This window comes from Streptomyces luteosporeus (assembly GCF_039532865.1).
GTDB lineage: Bacteria > Actinomycetota > Actinomycetes > Streptomycetales > Streptomycetaceae > Streptomyces > Streptomyces luteosporeus.
Map to the genome: position 1 here is coordinate 96,232 of NZ_BAAASL010000021.1, position 21,550 is coordinate 117,781.

At 73.9% G+C, this 21,550-nt stretch carries 17 protein-coding genes; 4 read left to right on the forward strand and 13 right to left on the reverse strand.

Translation table 11 applies throughout. From position 1 onward, the window contains the following. Positions 1–57: 57 nt before the first annotated feature. From ABD361_RS24650 to ABD361_RS24685, 8 genes are all read right to left on the reverse strand, one after another. A complete protein-coding gene (locus ABD361_RS24650; protein WP_344438053.1) occupies positions 58–951 on the reverse strand; it encodes a S1 family peptidase in 894 nt (297 codons plus the stop codon). A gap of 283 nt (positions 952–1,234) precedes the next feature. Then, positions 1,235–2,149, reverse strand: a complete 915-nt coding sequence (locus ABD361_RS24655) for a slipin family protein (RefSeq protein WP_344438054.1) — start codon at positions 2,147–2,149, stop codon at positions 1,235–1,237. 167 nt (positions 2,150–2,316) lie between these two features. Next, positions 2,317–3,231 carry a S1 family peptidase gene (locus ABD361_RS24660; RefSeq protein WP_344438055.1) on the reverse strand — a complete coding sequence of 305 codons (915 nt, stop codon included), beginning with the start codon at positions 3,229–3,231 and terminating at the stop codon, positions 2,317–2,319. 262 nt (positions 3,232–3,493) lie between these two features. Then, complete coding sequence (locus ABD361_RS24665) at positions 3,494–4,321, reverse strand: DUF1684 domain-containing protein (RefSeq protein ID WP_344438057.1); 828 nt, start codon at positions 4,319–4,321, stop codon at positions 3,494–3,496. Positions 4,322–4,326: 5 nt separating this feature from the next. Next, complete coding sequence (locus ABD361_RS24670) at positions 4,327–5,625, reverse strand: LLM class flavin-dependent oxidoreductase (protein ID WP_344438059.1); 1,299 nt, start codon at positions 5,623–5,625, stop codon at positions 4,327–4,329. Beyond that, positions 5,622–6,662 (reverse strand): LLM class flavin-dependent oxidoreductase, encoded by a 1,041-nt coding sequence (locus ABD361_RS24675; protein ID WP_344438061.1) that lies wholly within the window; start codon positions 6,660–6,662, stop codon positions 5,622–5,624. The genes ABD361_RS24670 and ABD361_RS24675 overlap by 4 nt, the downstream gene beginning before the upstream one ends. Positions 6,663–6,735: 73 nt before the next feature. Next, entirely contained in the window at positions 6,736–8,658 is a 1,923-nt protein-coding gene (locus tag ABD361_RS24680; protein ID WP_344438063.1) for an FAD/NAD(P)-binding protein, read from the reverse strand. A 368-nt stretch (positions 8,659–9,026) separates the two neighbouring features. Then, complete coding sequence (locus tag ABD361_RS24685) at positions 9,027–10,271, reverse strand: DUF5685 family protein (RefSeq protein WP_344438065.1); 1,245 nt, start codon at positions 10,269–10,271, stop codon at positions 9,027–9,029. 274 nt (positions 10,272–10,545) lie between these two features. Here ABD361_RS24685 and ABD361_RS24690 point away from each other — a divergent pair, with 274 nt between their 5' ends. Further along, entirely contained in the window at positions 10,546–10,986 is a 441-nt protein-coding gene (locus ABD361_RS24690) for a cell division protein SepF (protein ID WP_344438067.1), read from the forward strand. A gap of 75 nt (positions 10,987–11,061) precedes the next feature. Here ABD361_RS24690 and ABD361_RS24695 read toward each other — a convergent pair whose 3' ends face one another. Both ABD361_RS24695 and ABD361_RS24700 read right to left on the reverse strand, forming a co-directional pair. Next, a complete protein-coding gene (locus tag ABD361_RS24695) occupies positions 11,062–12,228 on the reverse strand; it encodes an acyl-CoA dehydrogenase family protein (protein ID WP_344438069.1) in 1,167 nt (388 codons plus the stop codon). A 242-nt stretch (positions 12,229–12,470) separates the two neighbouring features. Next, positions 12,471–14,081, reverse strand: coding sequence for an MFS transporter (locus ABD361_RS24700; protein WP_344438071.1), 1,611 nt, complete (start codon positions 14,079–14,081; stop codon positions 12,471–12,473). 169 nt (positions 14,082–14,250) lie between these two features. Between ABD361_RS24700 and ABD361_RS24705 the strand changes: the two genes are divergently transcribed. Continuing rightward, a complete protein-coding gene (locus ABD361_RS24705) occupies positions 14,251–15,450 on the forward strand; it encodes a glycosyltransferase family 39 protein (RefSeq protein ID WP_425583313.1) in 1,200 nt (399 codons plus the stop codon). A gap of 263 nt (positions 15,451–15,713) precedes the next feature. Then, positions 15,714–16,733: a phosphatase PAP2 family protein gene (locus tag ABD361_RS24710; RefSeq protein ID WP_344438073.1), complete on the forward strand. Its 1,020-nt coding sequence runs from the start codon at positions 15,714–15,716 to the stop codon at positions 16,731–16,733. Between the two features lie 94 nt (positions 16,734–16,827). On the opposite strand, the gene ABD361_RS24715 is transcribed toward ABD361_RS24710, so the two are convergent. Continuing rightward, positions 16,828–17,043 (reverse strand): I78 family peptidase inhibitor, encoded by a 216-nt coding sequence (locus ABD361_RS24715; RefSeq protein WP_344438076.1) that lies wholly within the window; start codon positions 17,041–17,043, stop codon positions 16,828–16,830. Between the two features lie 432 nt (positions 17,044–17,475). On the opposite strand from ABD361_RS24715, the gene ctaD reads away from it, so the two are divergent. Continuing rightward, a complete protein-coding gene (gene ctaD, locus ABD361_RS24720; RefSeq protein WP_344438078.1) occupies positions 17,476–19,152 on the forward strand; it encodes an aa3-type cytochrome oxidase subunit I in 1,677 nt (558 codons plus the stop codon). Between the two features lie 13 nt (positions 19,153–19,165). Here ctaD and ABD361_RS24725 read toward each other — a convergent pair whose 3' ends face one another. Both ABD361_RS24725 and ABD361_RS24730 read right to left on the reverse strand, forming a co-directional pair. Further along, on the reverse strand, positions 19,166–20,080 hold the full coding sequence (locus ABD361_RS24725; protein ID WP_344438080.1) for a hypothetical protein: 915 nt from the start codon (positions 20,078–20,080) through the stop codon (positions 19,166–19,168). After that, the gene (locus ABD361_RS24730; protein ID WP_344438082.1) at positions 20,077–21,327 is read right to left on the reverse strand and encodes a glycosyltransferase family 4 protein; all 1,251 of its coding nucleotides are present in this window, start codon (positions 21,325–21,327) and stop codon (positions 20,077–20,079) included. Before ABD361_RS24730 ends, ABD361_RS24725 begins: the two co-directional genes overlap by 4 nt. Positions 21,328–21,550 lie beyond the last annotated feature (223 nt).

Sequence of the window (21,550 nt, forward strand, 5' to 3'; positions counted from 1 at the left end):
CCCCGGACACCGTGGAGGTGTGTCCGGGGGCCGCTGTTCGTGGGGGCCGCCGGGCCTTCAGCCCGTACCCGTCTCCAGGGACGCGCCGTAGGCCTGCAGCGCCTGGGGCACCGGCTGGTAGTAGGTCTCCCCGCCCTGCGTGCAGTTGCCGCTGCCGCCGGAGGTCAGGCCGATCGCCTTGTCGCCGTCGAAGAGCGGGCCGCCGCTGTCGCCGGGCTCCGCGCAGACATCGGTACGGATCAGGCCGTCGACGCGGCCCTCCTGGTAGTTGACGGTGACGTCGAGACCGGTGACCTTGCCGGTGTGCACGCCGGTGGTCGAACCGCTGCGGGAGACCGGCTCGTCGACGTGCGCCGCGGCGGCCTGCCGGATCGCCTGCGTACGGCCGCCGGAGAGCATCACCGCACCGGGATGCGCGACACCGGCGGTGTACTCGGCGAGGGAGTAGTCGTGCCCGGGGAACGTGGCGGCGACCGTCTTCGCGATCTGCGACCCGCCGCGGACCGCCGCCCACACGTTCGCGGCCTTGCCGCAGTGGCCCGCGGTCAGCAGGTACGGCCGGCCGTCCTTGACCACGTTGAACCCGGCGGAGCAGCGGGCCGAGCCGCCCCAGATCGCCTCGCCCCCGGCGAGGTAACGGGTGAGCCGGGTGGGAATCGAGCGCACCGTGACCGCCTCGCCGAGACCGGAGGCGACCTCCCTGAGCCGGGTCAGCTTCGCCCCTTTGACGGTGCTGTCGGCGGTCACGACGACGCGGTGCGTTCTCGGGTCGGTCATCCACGCGGTGCCGGGAATGGCGGCCCGCGCGTCCAGGATGCGCCGGGCCTCGTCCAGCCGGGCCTGCCACGGCTGTGCCCCCGCGGCGGGGTGCGGGGCGAGGGTGACGGCGGCCAGCACGGCGGCCGCCGCTCCCGCCAGGACGGCCCGCACGGGCAACCGACGGATCTTCAACTCGGCACCTCCAGTGGGGGGTGGGACCCGTCGGTCGGGATCGGCCGGGCCCGGAGGACGTACGACACAGCCGCACCCCCGTTGGAGGTCGCGTCCATGCCAAGTTGGTCCGTCGAGTGTCCCGACCGGGCAAGGGAGTGCACAAGGGCGACTTCCGGTCGCGCGCATGCCCATGCGTGCGCCGTGGGCGTGCGCCGGGTGTCCTCACACGCCGGACGGGCTGACAAAGTCAGCCCGTCCGGAGGGGGCGGGGCCGGGGCTCGGCCCGCCGCAGGCGCCCTTCTCAGGCGTGTCCGATATTCGCCTCGGTCGTCTCGGACTGCGGACGCCCCGCCTCCACGTGCCCGAATTCCAGCGGCACCGGCTCCACCGGCACCGGCCCCCGCACCGGCGGCGCCGTCGGCTCCGCCTCCGGCCGCTGCGCGGCCTGCGGCGCCTCGCGGCCCGCGCGCTCCAGGAAGCGCAGCAGCTCCACCGGGAAGGGCAGCACCAGCGTGGAGTTCTTCTCCGCCGCGACGGCCACGATCGTCTGGAGCAGCCGCAGCTGCAGCGCGGAGGGCTGGGCGGACATCGTCGCCGCGGCCTCGGCGAGCTTCTTCGACGCCAGCAGCTCCGCGTCCGCGTTGATCACGCGGGCTCGCCGCTCGCGCTCGGCCTCGGCCTGCCGTGACATGGAGCGTTTCATGGTCTCGGGCAGGGAGACGTCCTTGATCTCGACCCGGTCGATGTGGACGCCCCAGCCGACGGCGGGGCTGTCGAGCATCAGCTCCAGGCCCTGGTTGAGTTTCTCGCGGTTGGAGAGCAGGTCGTCCAGGTCGCTCTTGCCGATGATCGACCGCAGCGAGGTCTGGGCCATCTGGGAGACCGCGAAGCGGTAGTCCTCGACCTGGATGACGGCCTCGGCGGGATCGACGACCTTGAAGTAGACGACCGCGTCCACCCGGACGGTGACGTTGTCGCGGGTGATGCCCTCCTGGGCCGGGACGGGCATCGTGACGATCTGCATGTTCACTTTGCGCAGGCGGTCGACGAACGGAACGATCAGGGTGAGGCCGGGTTGCCGGATCTGCGAGCGCAGCCGCCCGAGCCGCAGCACGACGCCGCGCTCGTACTGCTTGACCACTCGGGCGGAGGCCGTCAGGCACACCACCGCGGCCGAGCCGGCCGACACCAACGCCACCACGAGGTCTTCGAGCATTTCGACCCCCTGCGTACACGCGTACAAGGTCCGCTGTTACGTCCACGGTATGCCCGTGCCGGGGCACGGTCGAGCCCCCGGCGCGGATGCCGGGGGCTCGGCCTGCTGCTGGCCGCAGGCGGGCGTGGGGAAGGGCGGAATGCACGCTCGCGGTCAGGTCGGACGGGTCAGAAGATGCTCACCCCGTAGGCGCTGAGCGCCTTGGTGACCGGCTGGAAGAAGGTCGTGCCGCCCGACGTGCAGTTGCCGCTGCCGCCGGAGGTCAGGCCGAGGGCGGTGGAGCCGGCGAAGAGCGCGCCGCCGCTGTCGCCCGGTTCGGCGCACACGTTGGTCTGGATCAGGCCGCGCACGATCTGGCCGTTGCCGTAGTTCACGGTGGCGTTGAGCCCGGTGACCTTGCCGCCGTGCACCTTGGTGGTGGAGCCGCTGCGCTGGACGCTCTGGCCGACGCTCGCGTTGCCGGCGGCGGTGATGCGCTGGGTGCGCCCGTTGTAGAGGTCGACCTCGCTGGGGTGCGGGAGCGAGCCGTTGGTGTACTGCACGATGCCGTAGTCGTTGCCGGGGAAGCTGGTGCCGGTGGTGGGGCCGATGCTGGTGGTGTGGCCGGCGTTGGTGTAGTAGGCCGGCTTGCCCTGGGTGCAGTGCCCGGCGGTCAGGAAGTAGTAGGTGCTGCCCTTGCGCACGTTGAAGCCCAGGGAGCAGCGCCAGGTCGGGGCGTAGATGGCGTCGCCGCCCGCGAGGAGCGGGCGGAAGGTGCCGGGGGTGCGCTCGATGCGCAGGGCACCGGCCGCACGCCCCGCCTGCTGTCTGATGCGTTCCAGGCCGGCGGCCGGGACGGTGGCGTCGGCGGTGACGACGAGCGTGCGGCCGGTGTCGTCCACGTACCAGGCGGTGCCGGGAACGTCGGCGCTCTCGACGGCCGAGGTCGCGGCGGTGAGCGCCGCCGCGCTCGTGGCGGCGGCGGGCTCGGCCCGGGCCTGGGTGGAGACGAGTGCGGAGGCGGCCAGGAGGCCGGCTGCGACGGCGGTGACCCGGGCGCGCCGGGCGGTGGTGCTGCGGGGGGTGGTGCGCCTGATCCTCACGTATGTCCTCCCGAGTGGGGTCGGGGGTCCGCGGTGGGCGGCCCCGTGAGGCGCGGCCGAAGGGCACGGCGCATTCCGCTTTCGTCGTGCCCCTGACAAGCGCTGTTCGGGAGTATTCGGGCGCCGCACCGCGCGGCGCAAGGGCTCCTTTCGGACGCGCCCCCGCGCACACCGAAGCGCCCCGGCTGCTTCTCCCGCCGCCGGGGTCCGCGGGACGCCGCCCCGTCCACGGCGGGGCGGCCCCGTCCGGCGGTTCGACGCATCAGTGTGCGAGCGGGTTCCGCTCCCCCGCCTCGACGGCGAACGGCAGCCGGTTGCCGGGCGGCGGGAGGGGGCAGATGAAGTGGTCGGCGAAGGCGCACGGCGGCAGCAGGGCGCGGTTGAGGTCGACGGTCAGCCGGCCGTCGGCGTCCGGGACGCCCGGCCGCAGGAAGCGGAAGCGGTAGCCGGACACCCCGCTGGTGCCGTCGGCGAAGACGCCCCACAGCGCGCCGTCGGCCTCCGCCGCCACCCGCAGCGCGAACTCCCGGCCGTGCGGTACGCCGGCGGGGGCCCCGTCCGGCGCGGCGGGGCCGATGACCAGCTCGCCGGCGAGGGCCAGGCCCCGCGCGCGCCCGTCGGCGTTCTCCACGGTGATCCGCTGGTCGCGCTCGTACGGGCAAAAGCGCCCCGGCAGCACCCAGCGCTCGTCGTAGGGGAAGACGTCGATGCCGGCGAACGCCCGGCGGCGGGCGGAGCCCGGGTCGAAGACGCGCACCGCCCACACCCCCTCCCGGTGCATGACCAGCAGTTTCCGCTCGCCGGAGGCGACCTTGGCCGCTTCCGGGGAGGGGTCGGCGGCCAGGACCGTCTCGCCCGTGAACGGCTTGCCGTCCACCACCAGATCGTCCTCGGTGCGGGCGCGCAGCAGCACCCCGTCCCCCTCGGGCGCCTCGCTCCACTGCCCGGGAATGGCCGGGATCCGACCGTCCGGAAGGTCGGGGAGCCAGTGCGTCCCGGTGAGGGACAGCGGCCCGTACGGCGCCGCGACCGTCCCGGTGCGCTGCTCGCACCACTGCTGCCACTGCCGGTGCGCCTCGCTCGTGCTCATGACGGTCAACCCTTCCACACCGGCACCTCCAGCCCGAGGTGGTCCCGCAGTGTCGGGCCCGTGTACTCCTCGCGGAAGACGCCCCGCTCCTGCAGCAGCGGCACCACACGGTCGACGAACTCGTCGAGCCCGCCCGGGGTGAGCTGCGGGACGAGAATGAACCCGTCGGCCGCGCCGGCCGCCACGAACTGCGCCATCGCCTCCGCCACGTGCTGCGGCGTGCCGATGAACGACTGGCGGCCGGTCGCCTCGATGACGGTCTGCCGGGCGGACAGTCCCTTCGCCTCCGCCAGCGCACGCCACCGGGCGACGACGGCGAAGGGGTCGCCCAGGGCCACCCGGCCCTGGGCGAGCCGGCCCTGCGGATCGGGGTCGCACGTCGGCAGCGGCCCGTCGGGGTCGAGGCCCGACAGGTCGCGGCCCCAGACCTGTTCCAGCGTCAGCAGCGCGGTCTGCGGGGAGATCTGCTGCTCGCGCAGGGCGTGCGCCCGCTCCTGGGCCTCGGCCGCGGTGTCGCCGAGCACGAAGGTCACCCCCGGCATGATCTTCAGCTGCTCCGGCCGCCGGCCGTACGCGGCCAGGCGCCGTTTGACGTCGGTGTAGAAGGCGCGGCCGGCCTCCAGGGTGCCGTACCGGGTGAAGACGACGTCCGCGGCGGAGGCGGCGAACTCCCGGCCCTCCTCCGAGTCACCGGCCTGGATCACCACGGGATGCCCCTGCGGCGAACGGGGCACGTCGAACTCCCCGGAGACCGTGAAGTGCCGCCCGCGATGGGCGAAGGGGCGCCCCCCGCCGCCGGGCGCCCGGGAGTCCCACAGCCCACGGGCCAGGGCGAGGAACTCGGCGGCGCGGACATAGCGGTCGGCGTGGTCGAGGTAGCCGCCGCGCCGGAAGTTCTCGCCGGTGAAGGCGTCGGAGGTCGTCACCACGTTCCAGGCCGCCCGGCCGGCGCTGAGGTGGTCCAGCGACGCCAGGCGGCGGGCGAGTTCGTAGGGCTCGTTGAAGGTGGCGCTGACCGTCGCCGCCAGCCCCAGCCGCTCGGTCACGGCGGCCAGCGCCGCGAGCACCGTGACCGACTCGGGCCGGCCGACCACGTCCAGGTCGTGCACGGCACCCTTGTGCTCGCGCAGCCGCAGCCCCTCCGCGAGGAAGAAGAAGTCGAACCGGCCCCGCTCCGCCACGCGCGCCACGTGCGCGAAGGAGGAGAAGTCGATCTGACTGCCCCTGGGCGAGCGGGGGTCCTGCCAGACGGTGGTGTTGTTCACGCCCGGGAAGTGGGCGGCCAGATGCAGCTGCCGGCTCATGCGGACTCCCCCGTGCGCGCGTAACGGTTGGCAGGACGGGCCAGGCACAGGTGCTCGCGCAACGTGGCGCCCGGATAGAACACCCGCAGCAGACCGCGGTGCTGCAGCACGGGCACGGTCGCATCCACCAGCAGCGCGAGGTCACGACCGGGCCGCTCGGGCCTCAAGTGGAAGCCGTCGGCCACGCCGTCCGCGTACCAGGAGCCGAGCAGCGAGGCCAGAGCCACGGCGTCGGCGGGCGTGTGCAGCGCCACGGGCAGCGAGGCGAGGACCACGAGGCGGCCGGCCGGCGCCCCCGGGTCCCGGCCGTGGGCACGGGCCCGGCGCCGTAACTCCTCCGCGGCGGCCCGCACCCGCTCGGCGCCACGGGTGCGGGGCAGGCGGACGTACGCCACGTCGGCGCGCCGCACCGCGGCCTCCCGGGCCTGCGGGGCGGTCGCGTCGACCACGACGACCGGGTGGCCCTGCGGCGGCCGCGGCACGATCGCCGGACCGCGCACGCGGAAGCCGGGGCCCTCGAAGTCGACGTGGTGCAGCTTGCCGCGGTCGACGAAGCGGCCGGTGGCCACGTCACGGATCTCCGCGTCGTCCTCCCAGCTGTCCCACAGCCGGGCGGCGACGTCGGCGACCGCATCCGCTTCCCGCCACGCCTCGGCGGGCGACGGCGCGGGCCGCCGCCCGAAGGCACGGGCCTCGGCCTCGGAGGACGAGACCCCCACCTGCCACCCGGCCCGGCCCCGGCTGACCCAGTCGAGGGTGGCCACGGCGGACGACACGTGGAACGGCTCGGTGTGGGTGGTGGTGACGGTGGGCACCAACCCGATCCGCTCGGTGACGGGCGCGACGCGCGCCAGCACGGCGAGCGCATCGAGCCGCCCGCGTCCGCGGCCGGGGGCCGCGAAGGAGTCGTCGAGGGTGACGAAGTCGAACCGGCCCCGCTCGGCGAGCCGGGCGGCACGTACGTACGGCTCCGCCGTGGAGGCGGCGACGTTGTCGAGAGCAACGGCGAGGTGGAGAGGGCGGGTTGGCACTGACACGTGAGCTCCTCGGTGGGTACGGGGGTGGTTGCTGCCCGGTGGGCCGGTTTGTGCCCACCGGCGGATGCCGAAATCAGCCCGTCCGGCGTTTGAGGACACCGCGCGGAGCGCGGTCCGGGGCTCGGGGCGGAGCCCCGGGAAACGGTGAAAGGGTGGGGTCGGGGCCGGCGCCGCAGGCCATGAGCGCAAGCACCGCCCGCGCCGTCGCATCGTTCTGGCGGAACGCCACCGCGTTCGTCCCCGGCCGGGCGAACGCCGCCCCCGTGCCGCCCGCGTCCGTGAAGGGGCCCAGCGCGTAGAGCCCGGGCCGTACCCGCCCGTCGGCGGGGTCGACGGCGAGCAGTCCGCGCCCGGTGGCCTTCGCCGCCAGGCTCCGCAGCAGCGGGTCCCGGGACCGTTCCACGGTCGGCTCCGGCACGCGCGCCTCGACCAGGGCCCGCGCCCGTACCACGTGCCCGGGCACGCTCGGGGCGTGGGCACGGAAGACCCCGTCCTCCCGGTCCGTCGTGAAGACGGGGTCCGCTCCCAGGAAGTGGACGATTCCGGCGCGCGAGAGTGCCATCAGTTGCCGCAGCCGCGGCGCGGGCGGCCCGGAGGCGAGGTAGCTGAAGAAGCCGTGCCAGGCGGGGCCGCCGGCGCTGCCGAGCTGTCCGTAGAGGGACAGCAGGGCGAGGAAGACGGCGAAGTCGGGGCTGTGCCGCGGGTCCTGTCGGCGGGCGATGTCGGCCTCGACGTGGGTGCGCACCGCCTCCTGCAGGGTGGCGGGGTCGGGGAAGGTGCGCAGCGCCAGCGGCCGGTCGAGCGCGGCGAGGTCGAAGCGGTCGGCGGGGTCGGGCACCGACGCCGCCACCAGGGCGTCGAGTTCCGCGCTGCCGGGCGGGCTCGCGGCGTACGTCTCGGCGAAGGCGTGCCAGGGCGTGCGCGTGCGTTCGGGGTGGGCGGTGAACAGGCGGTGGTAGTGGGCGTACCCCAGGTCCTTGGCGACGAGCGGCAGCAGGTCGCGGTGGAGGTCGGGGTCCCGGGGCAGCCGGCGCAGCTGCTCGGCCTGGGCGGGGCCGAGGAAGCGGGGCGGCGTGAGCGGTCCGCCGTCCCAGGGGTAGCCGATCTTCGCCCGGTACGGCACGCCGCGCCGCGATCCGACGTACAGCACGGGTTCGCGGCCGGAGGGACGGTAGGCGAGGCGGCCGGGGCCGTCGGGGGTGAAGCGGCCACCGCGGCCCTCGGTCAGCAGGACCATCAGGTCGGTGAAGGCGAGGCCGAAGCCGCGTACGAGGACGGGCTCGCCGGGGCGCAGGGCGCGCAGGTCGCTGTCGGCGGTGAACTGCGGTGGCAGGTAGGTCAGGTCGTGGGCGGCGGCGAAGCGGGCGAGGGCCTGCTGGGCGGGGTCGGGTTCGGCGTCGAGGTGGCCGAGGCACAGGACGACGACGTCGGCGAGCAGAGGTGCAGTGGCGCCGTCCAGCCACAGGCGCTGCCGGCCGTCGGGTGCCCGGTCGAGGCGGACGGCGCGGCGGCGGTGCCGGTGGACGGCGACGCCGGGCGGCAGGGCGGCGACGGCGCGCTCGTACACCCAGGACAGGTAGGCGTTCTGCAGCCGGCGGCCGGCGAAGTCGCGGGGGTGCAGCGCCCGTACGTCGGCGGCCGTGCCCGGATCGAGGCGGATCGTTTCCGCACCCGGCCCGCCGTCCCGGACGAGCGCTGCCCACTCGGCGAGCGAGGGGCCGGGCCGCACGGGCCCGGCGCAGGCGACGCTCTCGTCGGTGTACATGGTGACGTCCTCGGCGTGGGAGTTCATCCACAGCAGCGGGGACTGCTCGCGCCGCCAGATGCGCCCGCCGCCGGGCGGGTAGGGGTCGACGAGGTGCAGGTCGAGCGGCGAACCGTGCAGGAGCTCCGGCGCGTTGGCGGCGATGCGTTCGAGGAGGCCGGTGCCGCGGGGGCCCGTGCCGACGAGGGCGAGGCGGGGGGCTGCGGCCGGGCGTAAGGGGTGCGGGGGCATGCGAAGGCTCCGTGGGTGCGGGACCGGACGGGTGGTCGGTCGCCTTCGCGCGGGCCGCGCCCCTCAGCACGGCCGGGTGCCGAGGCTACGGCGGGGCGCGGGTGGACTGTCAACCGCGTCCCGCACTGTGAACGGTGCGTCTCACAGCGGCGGAACGGCGGTTGACGGCGCAAGCGGATGCCTGCTCCACTTGCGCCATGCGCTCTCGGCTGCGGCTCGTCACCCGGGACCACATCGACTTCGGCCGGGTGTGGTCCGCCTCCTGTACGGCTTCCTGTACGGGCTGACGCCGCCCCGCGCGGCGCCTCCCGCCGCCTTCGCGCCCGCGGCCGGTGGCCGCGCCCCTCCCCTCGCTCTCCGCTACGCAGTCAGCAACCGTCGCAGCAGCAGCCGTCGCAGCAATCGCAACCGTCACCACAGCAGTTGCAGCAATCGCAGCAGCCGTCACAACCGTCGCAGTCGGGTCCATCGCAGTTGTCACAGCACTTGGCGCACCAGCCCTCGCGCGGCTGCCCCGTCCAGGGGTCCTCGTAGGGGTCCTTGCAGCACACCTGGCACGAGCAGAACATGAGCGTCCACACCGCGCAGCCGGCGATCAGCCCGCGCCTGCGGCGCGGCGGCCCCGGCGGTGCGGGCGGCGGCGGCATCACCGGCGGCGGGCCGAACGCGGCCTCGGGGCCCGCTCCCTCGTGCCGTACGGCTCCCTTGTGCCGTACGGCACAGGCGCCGCCGGACGTCGTCCCGAACGCCCGGTCCACGGCCCGATCCAGCTCGTGCGCCAGCAGCAGGTGCGCGAGCCGGCCCTGACTCCTGCTCGCGAACTCCACGTCGCGCAGCGCGAGCCGCACGCCGTGCACCGCGTCGTCGCACAGCCGCCGCACGTCCTCAAGTGGCGTGCCGGTGGCCGCGATGGGGTTCCACGCCCCGGTGCGGGCGTCCTCGGACAGGTCCTCCACCGCGTCCAGCAGGTGCGCGAGCCGGCCGAAGAGCCGGCCCGCCTCCTCCAGCGGCGCCCGGTTGCCCGGCCTGCCGGCCAGGACGGCGGTGTGGCCGAACGCGGCGGCGGTGGCGCTCTCCGTGGGCTCGGTGACGGCCAGCAGCGAGGTCCCCGGGCCGGCCAGCGCCTCCAGGCCGGACTGCCGCTCCACCGCGTCCACCAGGACGGCGGTGTCGAAGCCGAGTTCCGCTCCCGTACGGGCGCCCGCCCGGTCCCAGCCGGCGGCGACGCGGCGCGCCGCCGCGGCAACGGGACGGCGTGCCAACACGCCGTCGCCGTCGGCGACATGGTCGCGCATCTTGGCCGAGGCCAGGACGAGCGAGACCGCGGCGGCCAGCCTGGCCCCCTCGCCCTGGGCGACCGGCGCCGAGCGCATGCCGCGCAGCGGGCAGGGCCCGGCCTTGCGCCGCCAGGCCCCGGCGCCGCCGGGCGCGGGTGCCGCGGACTGGGCCTCGACGAGTACCGATATGACCAGACCGTCGTAGTTGGTTGCTATTCGAGCAAACTGACCGTGGTCGCCCCTGAGTGCCAGGCACAAACCGCAAAGATGCGCCATCCACTCCGTCCGCATGCTCTCCGAGAGCCGGTGACGGCATGGCCTGATGATCCCGAACAAAACGTGCCCCCGTGTGTGGTGTCGATGCGCCCGGGCATCCTAGTCACCGGGGACAATCGTTCCGGGGCGGAGCCCGCTCGCCCGCACGATGCCGCATATGCCCAGGTCCAGCGCCTGCGGTCCACTCATAGGAGTTTCTGACGCACCGCCACCCGCTTTGCACCAGATGCGTCACGAAATCCCCGCATGGCCGCCATCCACTTGGCACATCATCCGCATCATGGACGACCATAGAGGAGCGGGCGGAACACACCGCGTGTGAGAGGAGGCGTCCATGGGATCGGTGCGCAAGGCGAGTGCCTGGCTTGGCCTCGTCGACGACAGCGATGACGAGGGCTACTACGGCGGCTACGAAGAGGATTCCGACGAGGGGCCCGGCGACTCCTGGGTGACCAACCCCAAGGTCCGGGTGGCCGACGAGGTCGCCCAGGAGCAGGGCACCCGCATCGCCACGGTCACCCCCGACGGATTCCGGGACGCCCGGGGCATCGGCGAGCTGTTCCGGGCCGGCGTACCGGTCATCGTCAACCTCACGAGCATGGAGCCCAGCGACGCCAAGCGGGTGGTGGACTTCGCCGCCGGATTGACCTTCGGCCTGCGCGGCTCGATCGAACGCGTGGCCAACCGGGTGTTCCTCCTCACCCCGGCCGACTACCAGGTCGTCAGCGGCGAGCCCGTGGGCCGCTCGAACGGCGGCTTCTTCAATCAGAGCTGATGCGGCGAGGGGAACGGCCGGGGGTCCGGGGGTGGTCCCCCGGGAAAGCACAGCAATCAGAGCTGATGCGGGCGCTCACCGGAACGCGTCCAGGCCGGTGAGCGCCTTGCCCAGCACCAGCTGGTGCATCTCCACGGTGCCCTCGTAGGTCAGCACCGATTCCAGGTTCGTCGCATGGCGCATGACGGGGTATTCGAGCGAGATCCCGTTGGCGCCGAGGACCGTCCGGGCGGTACGGCAGATCTCGATCGCCTCCCGCACGTTGTTGAGCTTGCCGAAGCTCACCTGCTCCGGCCGCAACCGCCCCGCGTCCATCCGCCGCCCCAGGTGGTGGGCCAGCAGGATCCCCTTGTGCAGTTCCACCGCCATGTCGGCCAGCTTGCCCTGCGTCAGCTGGAAGCCGCCGATGGGCCTGCCGAACTGCTCGCGCGTGCGCGCGTACTCCAGCGCCGTCTCGAAGCAGGTGCGCGCGGCGCCCATGGCCCCCCACACGATCCCGTACCGGGCGTGGTTCAGGCAGCCCAGCGGGGCGCGCAGACCGGTGGCCTCCGGCAGCACCGCGTCGGCCGGCAGCCGCACCTCGTCCAGCACCAGCTCGCTGGTGACCGAGGCGCGCAGCGACCACTTGTGCCGGATCTCCGGCGCCGAGAAGCCGGGGGTGCCGGCAGGGACGAGGAAGCCGCGCACGCCCTCGTCGGTGCGCGCCCAGACGACGGCCACGCCGGCCACCGAGCCGTTGGTGATCCACATCTTGCGGCCCGTCAGCACCCAGTCGCCGCCGGGGGTGCGCTTGGCGTACGTCCGCATGCCGCCCGGGTCCGAGCCGTGGTCCGGCTCGGTGAGCCCGAAGCAGCCGATCACCTCGCCGGTCGCCATGGCCGGCAGCCACTGCTGCTTCTGCTCCTGCGAGCCGAAGCGGTGGATCGCGTACATCGCCAGGGAGCCCTGGACGGACAGCAGGGAGCGGATGCCGGAGTCGGCGGCCTCGACCTCCAGGCAGGCCAGGCCGTACTGCACCGCGCTCGCCCCCGCGCAGCCGTAGCCGGTGAGCTGCATGCCGAGGGCGCCGAGGGCGCCGAGCTCGCGGGCCAGTTCGCGGGCGGGGACCTCGCCGCGCTCGTACCACTCGGCGACGTGCGGCAGCACGCGCTCGCGGGCCCACTGCCGTACGGCGTCGCGGATGGCGCGGTCCTCGTCACCGAGCAGGTCGTCGATCCCGAGGGGGTCGTGGGCGTCGAACACGAGGGCCTCCGGCGGATGCGGGCGTGATCTTCGGGTGCGCCGACGACGTTACGGCGCAGTAACCCACCCCGTCCAGTGCGGGGGCGCCCCGCAGGGGCGCGGGGAACTGCGCGATCAGCCACGGCGCGCCCGCAGGCGGGGTGCCGCGTCGGCCGCGGGGTCGGTGGCCGGTCGCGCCCACGCGGCGGCAGCCGCAGATCGGCACTGCCCCGCGCCCCTTACGGGGCGCCCCGTGCCGGGCGCTAGCCCTCGCGCGCTGCCGGGACCGCCGCAGGCGCCCCGCAGTCCATCGCCCGCGGCAGCCGCAACGCCGCCAGCGCGCCGAGCAGCAGCAGCCCCGCGCTGACCGCGAGCGTCACATGCAGCCCGAACACGAACGCATCGCGTGCCGCCGCGCGCAGCGCGCCGCCCGCCGGTCCGCCCAGGCGGTCCGCGACGTCGTACGCCTCGCCGAGCGAGTGCCGGGCCGCCAGTCCGGCGGCCGACGGCACTCCCGGCACGGTGACGACGCCGGGTGCGTAGGCCGCGTTCATGACGCTGCCGAGCAGGGCGATGCCGATGCCGGCGCCGAGCTGGTAGGACGTCTCGCCGATCGCCGCCGCGCCGCCGGCGGATTCCGCGGGCGCTTCGCTGAGCATCGACTCGTACGCGCCGAACAGGGTCGTCTCCAGCCCGAAGCCGAGGACGACGAAGGCGGCGACGAGGGTGGCGGGCCGGTCGGTGCGGCCCATGGCGGTCAGCGAGAGCACGGCCATGGCCGTGAGCACGAAGCCGGCGCAGACCATGGTGCGCGGCCCGAAGCGCTGCAGGACGCGGGAGCCGGCGAGGCCGGCGGCCATGGCGGCGAGGGTCAGGGGCAGCAGGCGCAGTCCGGTCTGCAGGGGTGTCAGGCCGAGGACGAGCTGCAGGTACTGGGCGGCGATGAGTTCGAGGCCGACGAGGGCCAGCATGGCGAGCACGATGCAGCCGACCGACGTGCCGAACGCGGGCCGGGCGAACATCGTGAGGTCGACCAGGGGGTGGGCGCGCCGCCGCTGCCGCCGGACGAAGAGGACGAGGAGGGCGGCGCCGACGCCGGCGGGGACGACGGTGTCCAGCGAGAGGGCCTCGGGGCCGCCCACGTGCTTGACGCCGTAGACGACGCCGAAGAGGCCGAAGGCGGCCATGAGGGCGCCGAGGACGTCCCAGGGTCCGTCGCGTTCGCCGGTGGACTCCGGCAGGAGCCAGCGGCCGACGGGCAGGCTGACGATCATCAGCGGGACGTTGATGAGGAAGACCGAGCCCCACCAGAAGTGTTCGAGCAGGAAGCCGCCGAGCAGCGGTCCGACCGCGGCGCCGACGGCGGCGACGGCGCTCCACACGCCGATGGCCAGGGCGCGCTCGCGCCGGTCGGGGAAGACCTGGCGGAGGATCGACAGGGTCGCCGGCATGATCATGGCTCCGCCGGCGCCGAGGAGGGCGCGGGCGGCGATGAGCACTTCGGGCGCGGTGGCGAGGGCGGCGAGCGCGGAGGCGGTGCCGAAGAGGGCGTAGCCGAACAGCAGCACGCGCCGGCGTCCGACCCGGTCGCCGAGGGTGCCGAAGAGGATCAGCAGCGAGGCGCACACGAGCGGGTAGACGTCGACGATCCACAGCAGCTGGATCGCGCCGGGGCGCAGGTCCTCGGTGACGGCCGGCACCGCGACGTGCAGGACGGTGGCGTCGACGGCGACCAGGAGCAGGCTGACGCAGAGGACGACGAGCACGGTCCAGCGGCCGGCGAGAGCGCCGCCGTGGTCGTCCGCGCGGCGGGAGCGCCGCTGCCGGGGAACGCCGACCGGCCGTCGGGGGCCGGCGGTGGTCGTCCCGGACATCCACACACCTCCGTGTCCTGCGCTCGCGGCCGCCGTGGGCCTGGGGTCGGGAAGAGCCCCGGCGGTTGAGAGGGGCGAGTGAGTCGACAGAGTACGCGAGGTCCTGCCGGATCCCACGTGGCGCCTCTCACGTCGTGGGGCACATCGCGCCGCCTGGGACAATCGATCGGTGAGTGATCTGCGTTCCCCGGTCGGACCGGCGGCCGGGCCGGCCCCGGCCGCCGTCCTCTCCCTGTCGCGCTCCGGCGCCGCGGCCGCCCTGCGCCGGGCGGCCGCGGCGCTGTGGCTGTACGCGGGGATCCGGGCGGTGGGCCTGGTGGCGCTGGCGCTGTGGGGGCTCGCGGACGACAAGGGTGCCCGCCATCTGCTCTCCGGGCGCTGGGACTCGGTCTGGTACGCCCGAATAGCCGAGCAGGGGTACGGCTTCACGCTGCACCTGCCGGGCGGCAGGGTCCACTCCGACCTGGCGTTCTTCCCGCTGCTGCCGTGGCTGGAGCGGTTGGTCTCGCACCTGTCGCCGCTGTCGGTCGCGGACGCGGGCCTGGTGGTGTCGGCCGTGGCCGGCCTGCTGGCCGCCTGGGGGATCTTCGCCGTCGGCGAGCTGCGGTACGGGCGCCGGGCGGGCCTGGCGCTGGTGGGCCTGTGGGCCGCGCTGCCGGTGGGCGTGGTGCAGTCGATGGCGTACTCGGAGTCGCTGTTCACGGCGCTGGCCGCGTGGAGCCTGTACTGCGTGCTGACCGGCCGGTGGGCGGGTGCCGGCGCGTTGGCGGCGCTGGCCGGGCTGACCCGGCCGGTGGGCGCCGCGGTGGTCGCGGCCGTGTGGCTGGGGGCGGCGCTGGAGCTGGTGCGGGCCCGCCGCGGGGAGCGGGGTGCGCCCGCGGCCCGCGTCCTGGCCGGGGCGGTGCTGGCCCCGCTGGGCTGGCTGGGATACGTCGCCTGGGTCGGGGCGCGCACCGGCAGCGTCACCGGCTACCTGGAGGTGCAGGGCGGCTGGGGCAACGGCTTCGACGGCGGTCTGGCCTTCGCCTCCTTCATCGGGGAACGGCTGGCGGGGCCCGCCTTCCCCGCGGGCCTGGCGCTGCTGGCGGGGGTCGTGCTGGTGGTGCTGCTGTATGTGAAGGGGGTGCGGCAGGGGCAGCCGCTGCCGCTGCTGGCGTACACCGGCACGGTGGTGCTGCTGGCGCTCACCGCGAAGGGCTACTTCGGTTCCAAGCCGCGCCTGATGCTGCCGGCCTTTCCACTGCTGCTGCCCCTGGCGGTGGCGCTGGCCCGGCTACGGACGGTGCGCGCGGTGACGGTGTTGTCGGCCGTGACGCTGGTGTCGGCCGTCTACGGCGCGTTCTGGCTGCACGGTTCCGGCCCCCCATGATCGTAATTCGGCGGGTGGCGCGGAGCGGCCGGGCAAACGCCGGGGAACCTCTCGGTCAATCACCGATAAACACCGCGCCAGGGAAAGCAATTCAAGATTTCCCGGCCTTTACCGGGAACCGGCCGGGACTTCTTTAACTTTTTCTTATGCGGCTGTTCCAAACATGCCGGGCAGCACGATTGAGACGCATTCCACATCACATCGTCATCACAAAGCGGCTCGATCGGCCGGACCCTCCTGTCACGCAATGTAACGTCCATTGAGTGCGTACCAACGACGAGCTCGTCCCAGCGGAGGAGCGCCCGACCGAAGCCGTGCCGCCACGGATGACCCGGACCCGTCTGGGGATCTTCGTGGCGACCTCCGTGGTGTACGCGGCGATCGTGGTCGGTGTGCTCACCACGTCCTGGCCGGTGCGGTTCGACTGGCAGGTCATGCTCTTCCGGCCGTACAAGCAGTGGCCGGAGATCCACACCTTCCTGGACTACTTCGTGGTCCTGGGCCAGCGCGGACCGACCGCCGTGGCCGTGGCCGCCTGGCTGGGCTGGCGCACCTACAAGCTGCGCACGATGCGCCCGCTGCTGGTGCTGGGCACCTCGCTGCTGCTGCTGAACGCGACGGTGGGCGCGGCGAAGCTGGGCATGGGCCGGCTCGGCCCGCACTACGCCACCGCGGTCGGCTCGAACGAGATGTTCGCCGGCGGCGACATATTCCCCTCGGGTCACACCGCGAACGCCGTGGTCACCTGGGGCGTCCTGGCCTACCTGGCCACCACCCCCCGCGCGCGCCGCATCGCCTCGGTGAGCGCCGCGCTGCTCGCCCTCGGCGTGGGGATGACGACGGTCTACCTCGGTACGCACTGGATGAGCGACGTCACCCTGGGCTGGACGGCCGGCCTGCTGGTGCTGCTGGCCCTGCCCTGGTTCGAGCCGGCGATGGCGCGTGCCGACGTCTGGCTGCAGGAGGCCTGGCGCCGGCTGCGGGCCCGCCGCGCCGTGCCCGCACTGCCGGTCGCACTGCCGGCCGCCGCGGGGGTGTCGCTGGGCGGTCCGCGGGGCCCGGCCGACGACGACCTCCCGGTCCGCGAACCGGTGGGCGCCGGCAGCCGCGCCACGGCCCGGGTCGCCGACGGCCGGCCGCACCTGCCGCCCCGGCCGCACACGGCCCGCTCCGAGCGCACGCCGGTCACCCCGACCGGCAGCCGCCGGCCGCCGCACGCCGACCGCCTGCCGCGCACCGCGCCGCTGGGCCCGGCCGCCGGCCGCGGCCGCGCCGCCGCCTGACGGCCCACCAGGGTCGTACGCACCACCGTACGCACACACGCACATACGCCGAAGGCGGCCCCGGACAGACGTCCCGGGGCCGCCTTCCGGCGTCTCAGCCCTTCCAGGAGCGGCGTACGACGCCGTCCTCGACCTCGAAGTTCAGCCGGCCGGCCCGGTACTCCATGGTGATGATCGCGCCCGGTGGCAGCGTGCGCACGTCCGTCCAGCCGCGCTCGCGGGCCCGCTCGGCGGCCGGGCCGGCGGGCAGCCCGGTGTAGCCCTCGGGGTCGTCGTCGGGGTCCTTCGGAAGGTTCGTCAGCGGTGCCATGACAGCCACCGTAGGTGGCGGCGGACGGGCGCGGTAGGCGGGGTCCGTCCCCGCCGGCGCGCCACTGGTCACACTTCTGTCACAGACAACTCAGGGGAGTTTGCCCGGCCCGCATCACCCGTACGGGCCTTCCCTTTTCCTTCCCAGAGCCTCCACATAAACGCGCCGGGGAATTCACCGGGCGCTTCCTGAAGGGCGGCCGCCGACCACCGGGAGGGCCCGCCCGAATTCCCGCTCCGGGGTCCGCTCCGGGTAATGATCGATTCGAATTCCGGGCTCCGGTGCGCCGACCGCTCCGGAGCATTCGGAATTTGACGCTCCGGCAGCCGTGCGGGGCCTCCCGCCACCGAGGCACTCTCGCGCCGCGCCCGCGACGCGAGCATCATGGCGGGTGCCGAGAGCCCAGTGGGAACGAGACAGCAGGGGGCACGGATGGGGACCGACACCGCGCAGGCCGCGGCCGGCCCGGCCCGGCCGGCCAGGCAGCGCACTCCCGGACGCATGGTGGTCGACTGGCTGACCACCACCGACCACAAGAAGATCGGCAACCTCTACCTGATCACGTCGTTCGGCTTCTTCCTCGTCGCGGGGCTGCTGGCGATGCTGATGCGCGCCGAGCTGGCCCGGCCGGGGCTGCAGCTGGTGACCAACGAGCAGTTCAACGAGGCCTTCACCGCGCACGGCACGATCATGCTGCTGCTGTTCGCCACCCCGGCCTTCGCGGGCTTCGCCAACGCGATCATGCCGCTGCAGATCGGCTCCCCGGACGTGGCCTTCCCCCGCCTGAACATGTTCGCCTACTGGCTCTACCTCTTCGGCGGGCTGATCGTGGTGGCCAGCCTGCTGATGCCCGAGGGCGGCGCGGCGTTCGGCTGGACCGCGTACGCGCCGCTGAGCAGCGACGCCCGCTCGCCAGGGCTGGGCAGCGACATGTGGATCATGGGCCTGGCGCTGTCCGGCTTCGGCACGATCCTCGGCGCGGTGAACTTCCTGACCACCATCATCGGCATGCGGGCACCGGGCATGACGATGTTCCGGATGCCGATCTTCACCTGGAACGTGCTGTTCACCTCGGTGCTGATCCTGGTGGCCTTCCCCGTGCTGGCCGCGGCCCTGCTCGTGCTGGAGGCCGACCGGCGCTTCGGCGCCCAGGTCTTCGAGGCCCAGAACGGCGGTGCCCTGCTGTGGCAGCACCTCTTCTGGTTCTTCGGCCACCCCGAGGTCTACATCATCGCCCTGCCGTTCTTCGGCATCATCTCGGAGATCATCCCCGTCTTCAGCCGCAAACCGATCTTCGGCTACGGGTCGCTGATCGCGGCGACCATCTGCATCACGGGGCTGTCGCTGGTCGTCTGGGCCCACCACATGTTCGCCACCGGGGCGGTGCTGCTGCCCTTCTTCTCCTTCATGTCCTTCCTCATCGCCGTGCCGACGGGCGTGAAGTTCTTCAACTGGATCGGCACCATGTGGCACGGCTCCGTGTCCTTCGAAGGACCGATGCTGTGGGCGGTGGGCTTCCTCGTCAGCTTCCTCTTCGGCGGCCTGACGGGCGTGATCCTCGCCTCGCCTCCCCTGGACTTCCACGTCACCGACACGTACTTCGTCGTCGCCCACTTCCACTACGTGGTCTTCGGCACGGTGGTCTTCGCGACGTTCGCGGGCTTCTACTTCTGGTGGCCCAAGCTGACGGGGAAGATGCTCGACGACCGGCTGGCGAAGATGCACTTCTGGACGCTCTTCACGGGCTTCCACCTGACCTTCCTCGTGCAGCACTGGCTGGGCGCCGAGGGCATGCCGCGCCGGTACGCGGACTACCTGGCGGCCGACGGCTTCACGGCGCTGAACACCGTCTCGTCGATCGGCGCGTTCCTGCTGGGGCTGTCGACGCTGCCGTTCCTGTACAACGTCTGGAAGACGGCGAAGTACGGCAGGAAGGTGGAAATCGACGACCCCTGGGGCTTCGGCCGCTCCCTGGAGTGGGCCACGTCCTGCCCGCCGCCGCGGCACAACTTCGTGACGCTGCCGCGCATCCGGTCGGAGTCCCCGGCGTTCGACCTCCACCACCCCGAGACGGTGCGCGCCACGGAAACGCCGGCGCCGGCACCGTGACGGGGGCGGGTGCTCACCCCACCGGAGGGCGCTCCTCCACCCTCACCGAAAGGTCGTTGTCACACGTGTAGCACGGGATCGCCTGGGCAGGGGCACCAGTGGTGGAGAGGCTCCGCGCCGGGTAGACGAAAACGTGGCGCTTGTCGGCGACGTCGTCCAGCAGCCGGGCTATCCGTACCTCCTCCTCCCCCGCCCCGCGGCACAGCCACAGGTCCCACACGTCCGTCCCACCGTGCCAGTGCTCCCCCAGGGCCGCCCACGGCAGCACCGCCGAGAAGTCCGCACGGTCCTGGTCCCCGCCCGCCGTGACGGCGGCCGCCACGCGGACGGCGGGGTCGCGTCGCAGACGGGCCTCGACGGCCGCCCCGGCGAGCCAGGCCGCCGCGTCCTCCACCCGGTACAGCGTGCCGCACACCGTCAGCGTGCCGTCCCCGACGTGCACGTCGCCCGCCTCCGCGTGCGGCCCCCGCAGCCAGCTGCGCAGCGAGAGGTTGCCGTGCCTGGTGGCGTACGGGATGCGCACCGCGAGCGGCGAGGTGCTGGGCCCGGGGCGGCGGTCGACGAGCGAGCGCAGGTCGGCCAGGCCCGGCAGCAGCCGGCGCGGTGGCTCCTCGCCGCTGGCCACGTGCACGTCCCAGCGGCCCTCGGGCAGGGCGACCGTGCTGGGCAGGACGGCCCGCAGCCGGCCCTCGCCGGTGGGGGCGAGCGGCAACAGGACGTCCGCCGACTCGTCCTCGGCGCCGCGCGGGCGCAGGACGAGCGCTCCCGACCAGTGTGCGGCGGCGTCGGTGCCGTGCGGCGCGTCGAGGTCGAAGGTCAGTCCGCCCGCGGAGTCCGCGATGCAGTCGGCGCTGGGGTTCCCCGCGTCGAAGGCCGGGGCAGGGGCAGACACGATGGTGAACTCCTCGGTCGTGGAGGTCGGTTTCATGCGGCACGCGCCTTCCGCAGGGCCAAGCGGCCCCGGTCCTTGGCCCGGAAGGCACCGCTGAGCAGGGCACCGCGGGTGCGGTGCAGGGAGCCGCGCAGGCCGCCGCGCGTGAGCAGGCCGGTGAAGAGGGCCTCGTAGCGCTCGGCGATGCGGCAGGGGTCGAAGCGGGCGGAGGCGGCGAGCGCCGCGGCGCCCATGGTGCGGCGCAGTTCGTCGTCGTCGATGAGCCGGAGCAGTGCGGCCGCGACGGCGTCGGGGCCGCCGACGGGCACGAGCAGGCCGTCGGTCCCGTCGTCGATGATCTCGCCGGGGCCGTGCGGGCAGTCGGTGGCCACGACGGGCAGCCCGCAGCGCATGGCCTCGACGATGGTCAGGCCGAAGGACTCCAGGCTGGAGGTGACGACACCGATGGAGCCCTTGACCCACTCCGGGTCCAGCGGGGTGACCGCGCCCATGAGGTAGACGTGGTTGTACAGGCCGAGGTCCTCGATCAGGGCGCGCAGCCGGGCCCGTTCGGCGCCGGCGCCGTAGATGCGCAGCCGCCAGTCGGGGCGCCGGGCGACGACCTGGGCGAAGGCGCGGATCAGCACGTCGTAGCGCTTGGCGGGGGCCAGCCGGCCGGCGGCGACGACCCACTTGCCGCTGCCGTCGGCCGGGGCGAGCGCGGGGGCGGGCACGCCGTTGGGCACCGCCTCGACGTGCACGCCGGGCAGCCGCATCAGCCGGCGGTAGGTGCGGGCGTCGGCCTCGGTGACGGTGGTGACGGCGTCCAGGCGCGGGTAGTGGGCGCGCAGCACGCGCTTGAGCGCCGCGGAGTGGGTGCCGAGCGTGAGGTGCTCCTGGCCGACGCGGACGGGCCCGCGGCGGGCCTGCCGGGCGATGTGCACATTGAGGCCGGGCCGGGTGCCGACCACCACGTCGCAGTCCAGGCCCCGCAGGTGCTCGGCGATGCGCCGGTCGGTCAGCGTGCTGTACTGCCGGTAGCGGCCCTCGGCGCGGGGGAAGACCTCGGCGGGGCGCCCGTGTTCGGGGTGGTCGCCCTCGTAGGCGCTCCCGCCGCGGCGCAGGTCCACCAGGTGGCGCAGCCGCACCGCGGCGGCGGGGGCGAACAGGGGCTGCTCGCGGTGCCGGAAGACGGAGACGATCTCCACGTCGTGCTGCTCGGCGAGGACGCCCGCCAGCGTGTACGTGGTGCGGACGGTGCCGCCGATCGCGTACGCGTTGTGGATCAGGAAGGAGATGCGCATTCGTCCTCACGCAGCCGTGTGCGCGGACCGTCCTGTCCCGGTCCGCCTCTGCTGAGAGGTTAGACCGCGGGCCACCGCCGGGGGTTGGCATTGATCACCAAGTCGTGCTCCAAGCGATGACGAATCGGTAGGTGCAACGGGAACTTTTCCGGGGCGTGACCCAGGCCATGGATCTCCCGTTGTCTCCTTACGAGCCGGGTTGCGCCCGGTTCGCCTGACGCGT

Coding starts and splice junctions, on each gene's coding strand:
- ABD361_RS24655 (WP_344438054.1), bottom strand. CDS start 2,149: ATGCTCGAAGACCTCGTGGTGGCGTTGGTGTCGGCCGGCTCGGCCGCG.
- ABD361_RS24665 (WP_344438057.1), bottom strand. CDS start 4,321: ATGAGCACGAGCGAGGCGCACCGGCAGTGGCAGCAGTGGTGCGAGCAG.
- ABD361_RS24670 (WP_344438059.1), bottom strand. CDS start 5,625: ATGAGCCGGCAGCTGCATCTGGCCGCCCACTTCCCGGGCGTGAACAAC.
- ABD361_RS24680 (WP_344438063.1), bottom strand. CDS start 8,658: ATGCCCCCGCACCCCTTACGCCCGGCCGCAGCCCCCCGCCTCGCCCTC.
- ABD361_RS24690 (WP_344438067.1), top strand. CDS start 10,546: ATGGGATCGGTGCGCAAGGCGAGTGCCTGGCTTGGCCTCGTCGACGAC.
- ABD361_RS24700 (WP_344438071.1), bottom strand. CDS start 14,081: ATGTCCGGGACGACCACCGCCGGCCCCCGACGGCCGGTCGGCGTTCCC.
- ABD361_RS24715 (WP_344438076.1), bottom strand. CDS start 17,043: ATGGCACCGCTGACGAACCTTCCGAAGGACCCCGACGACGACCCCGAG.
- ctaD (WP_344438078.1), top strand. CDS start 17,476: ATGGGGACCGACACCGCGCAGGCCGCGGCCGGCCCGGCCCGGCCGGCC.
- ABD361_RS24725 (WP_344438080.1), bottom strand. CDS start 20,080: ATGAAACCGACCTCCACGACCGAGGAGTTCACCATCGTGTCTGCCCCT.
- ABD361_RS24730 (WP_344438082.1), bottom strand. CDS start 21,327: ATGCGCATCTCCTTCCTGATCCACAACGCGTACGCGATCGGCGGCACC.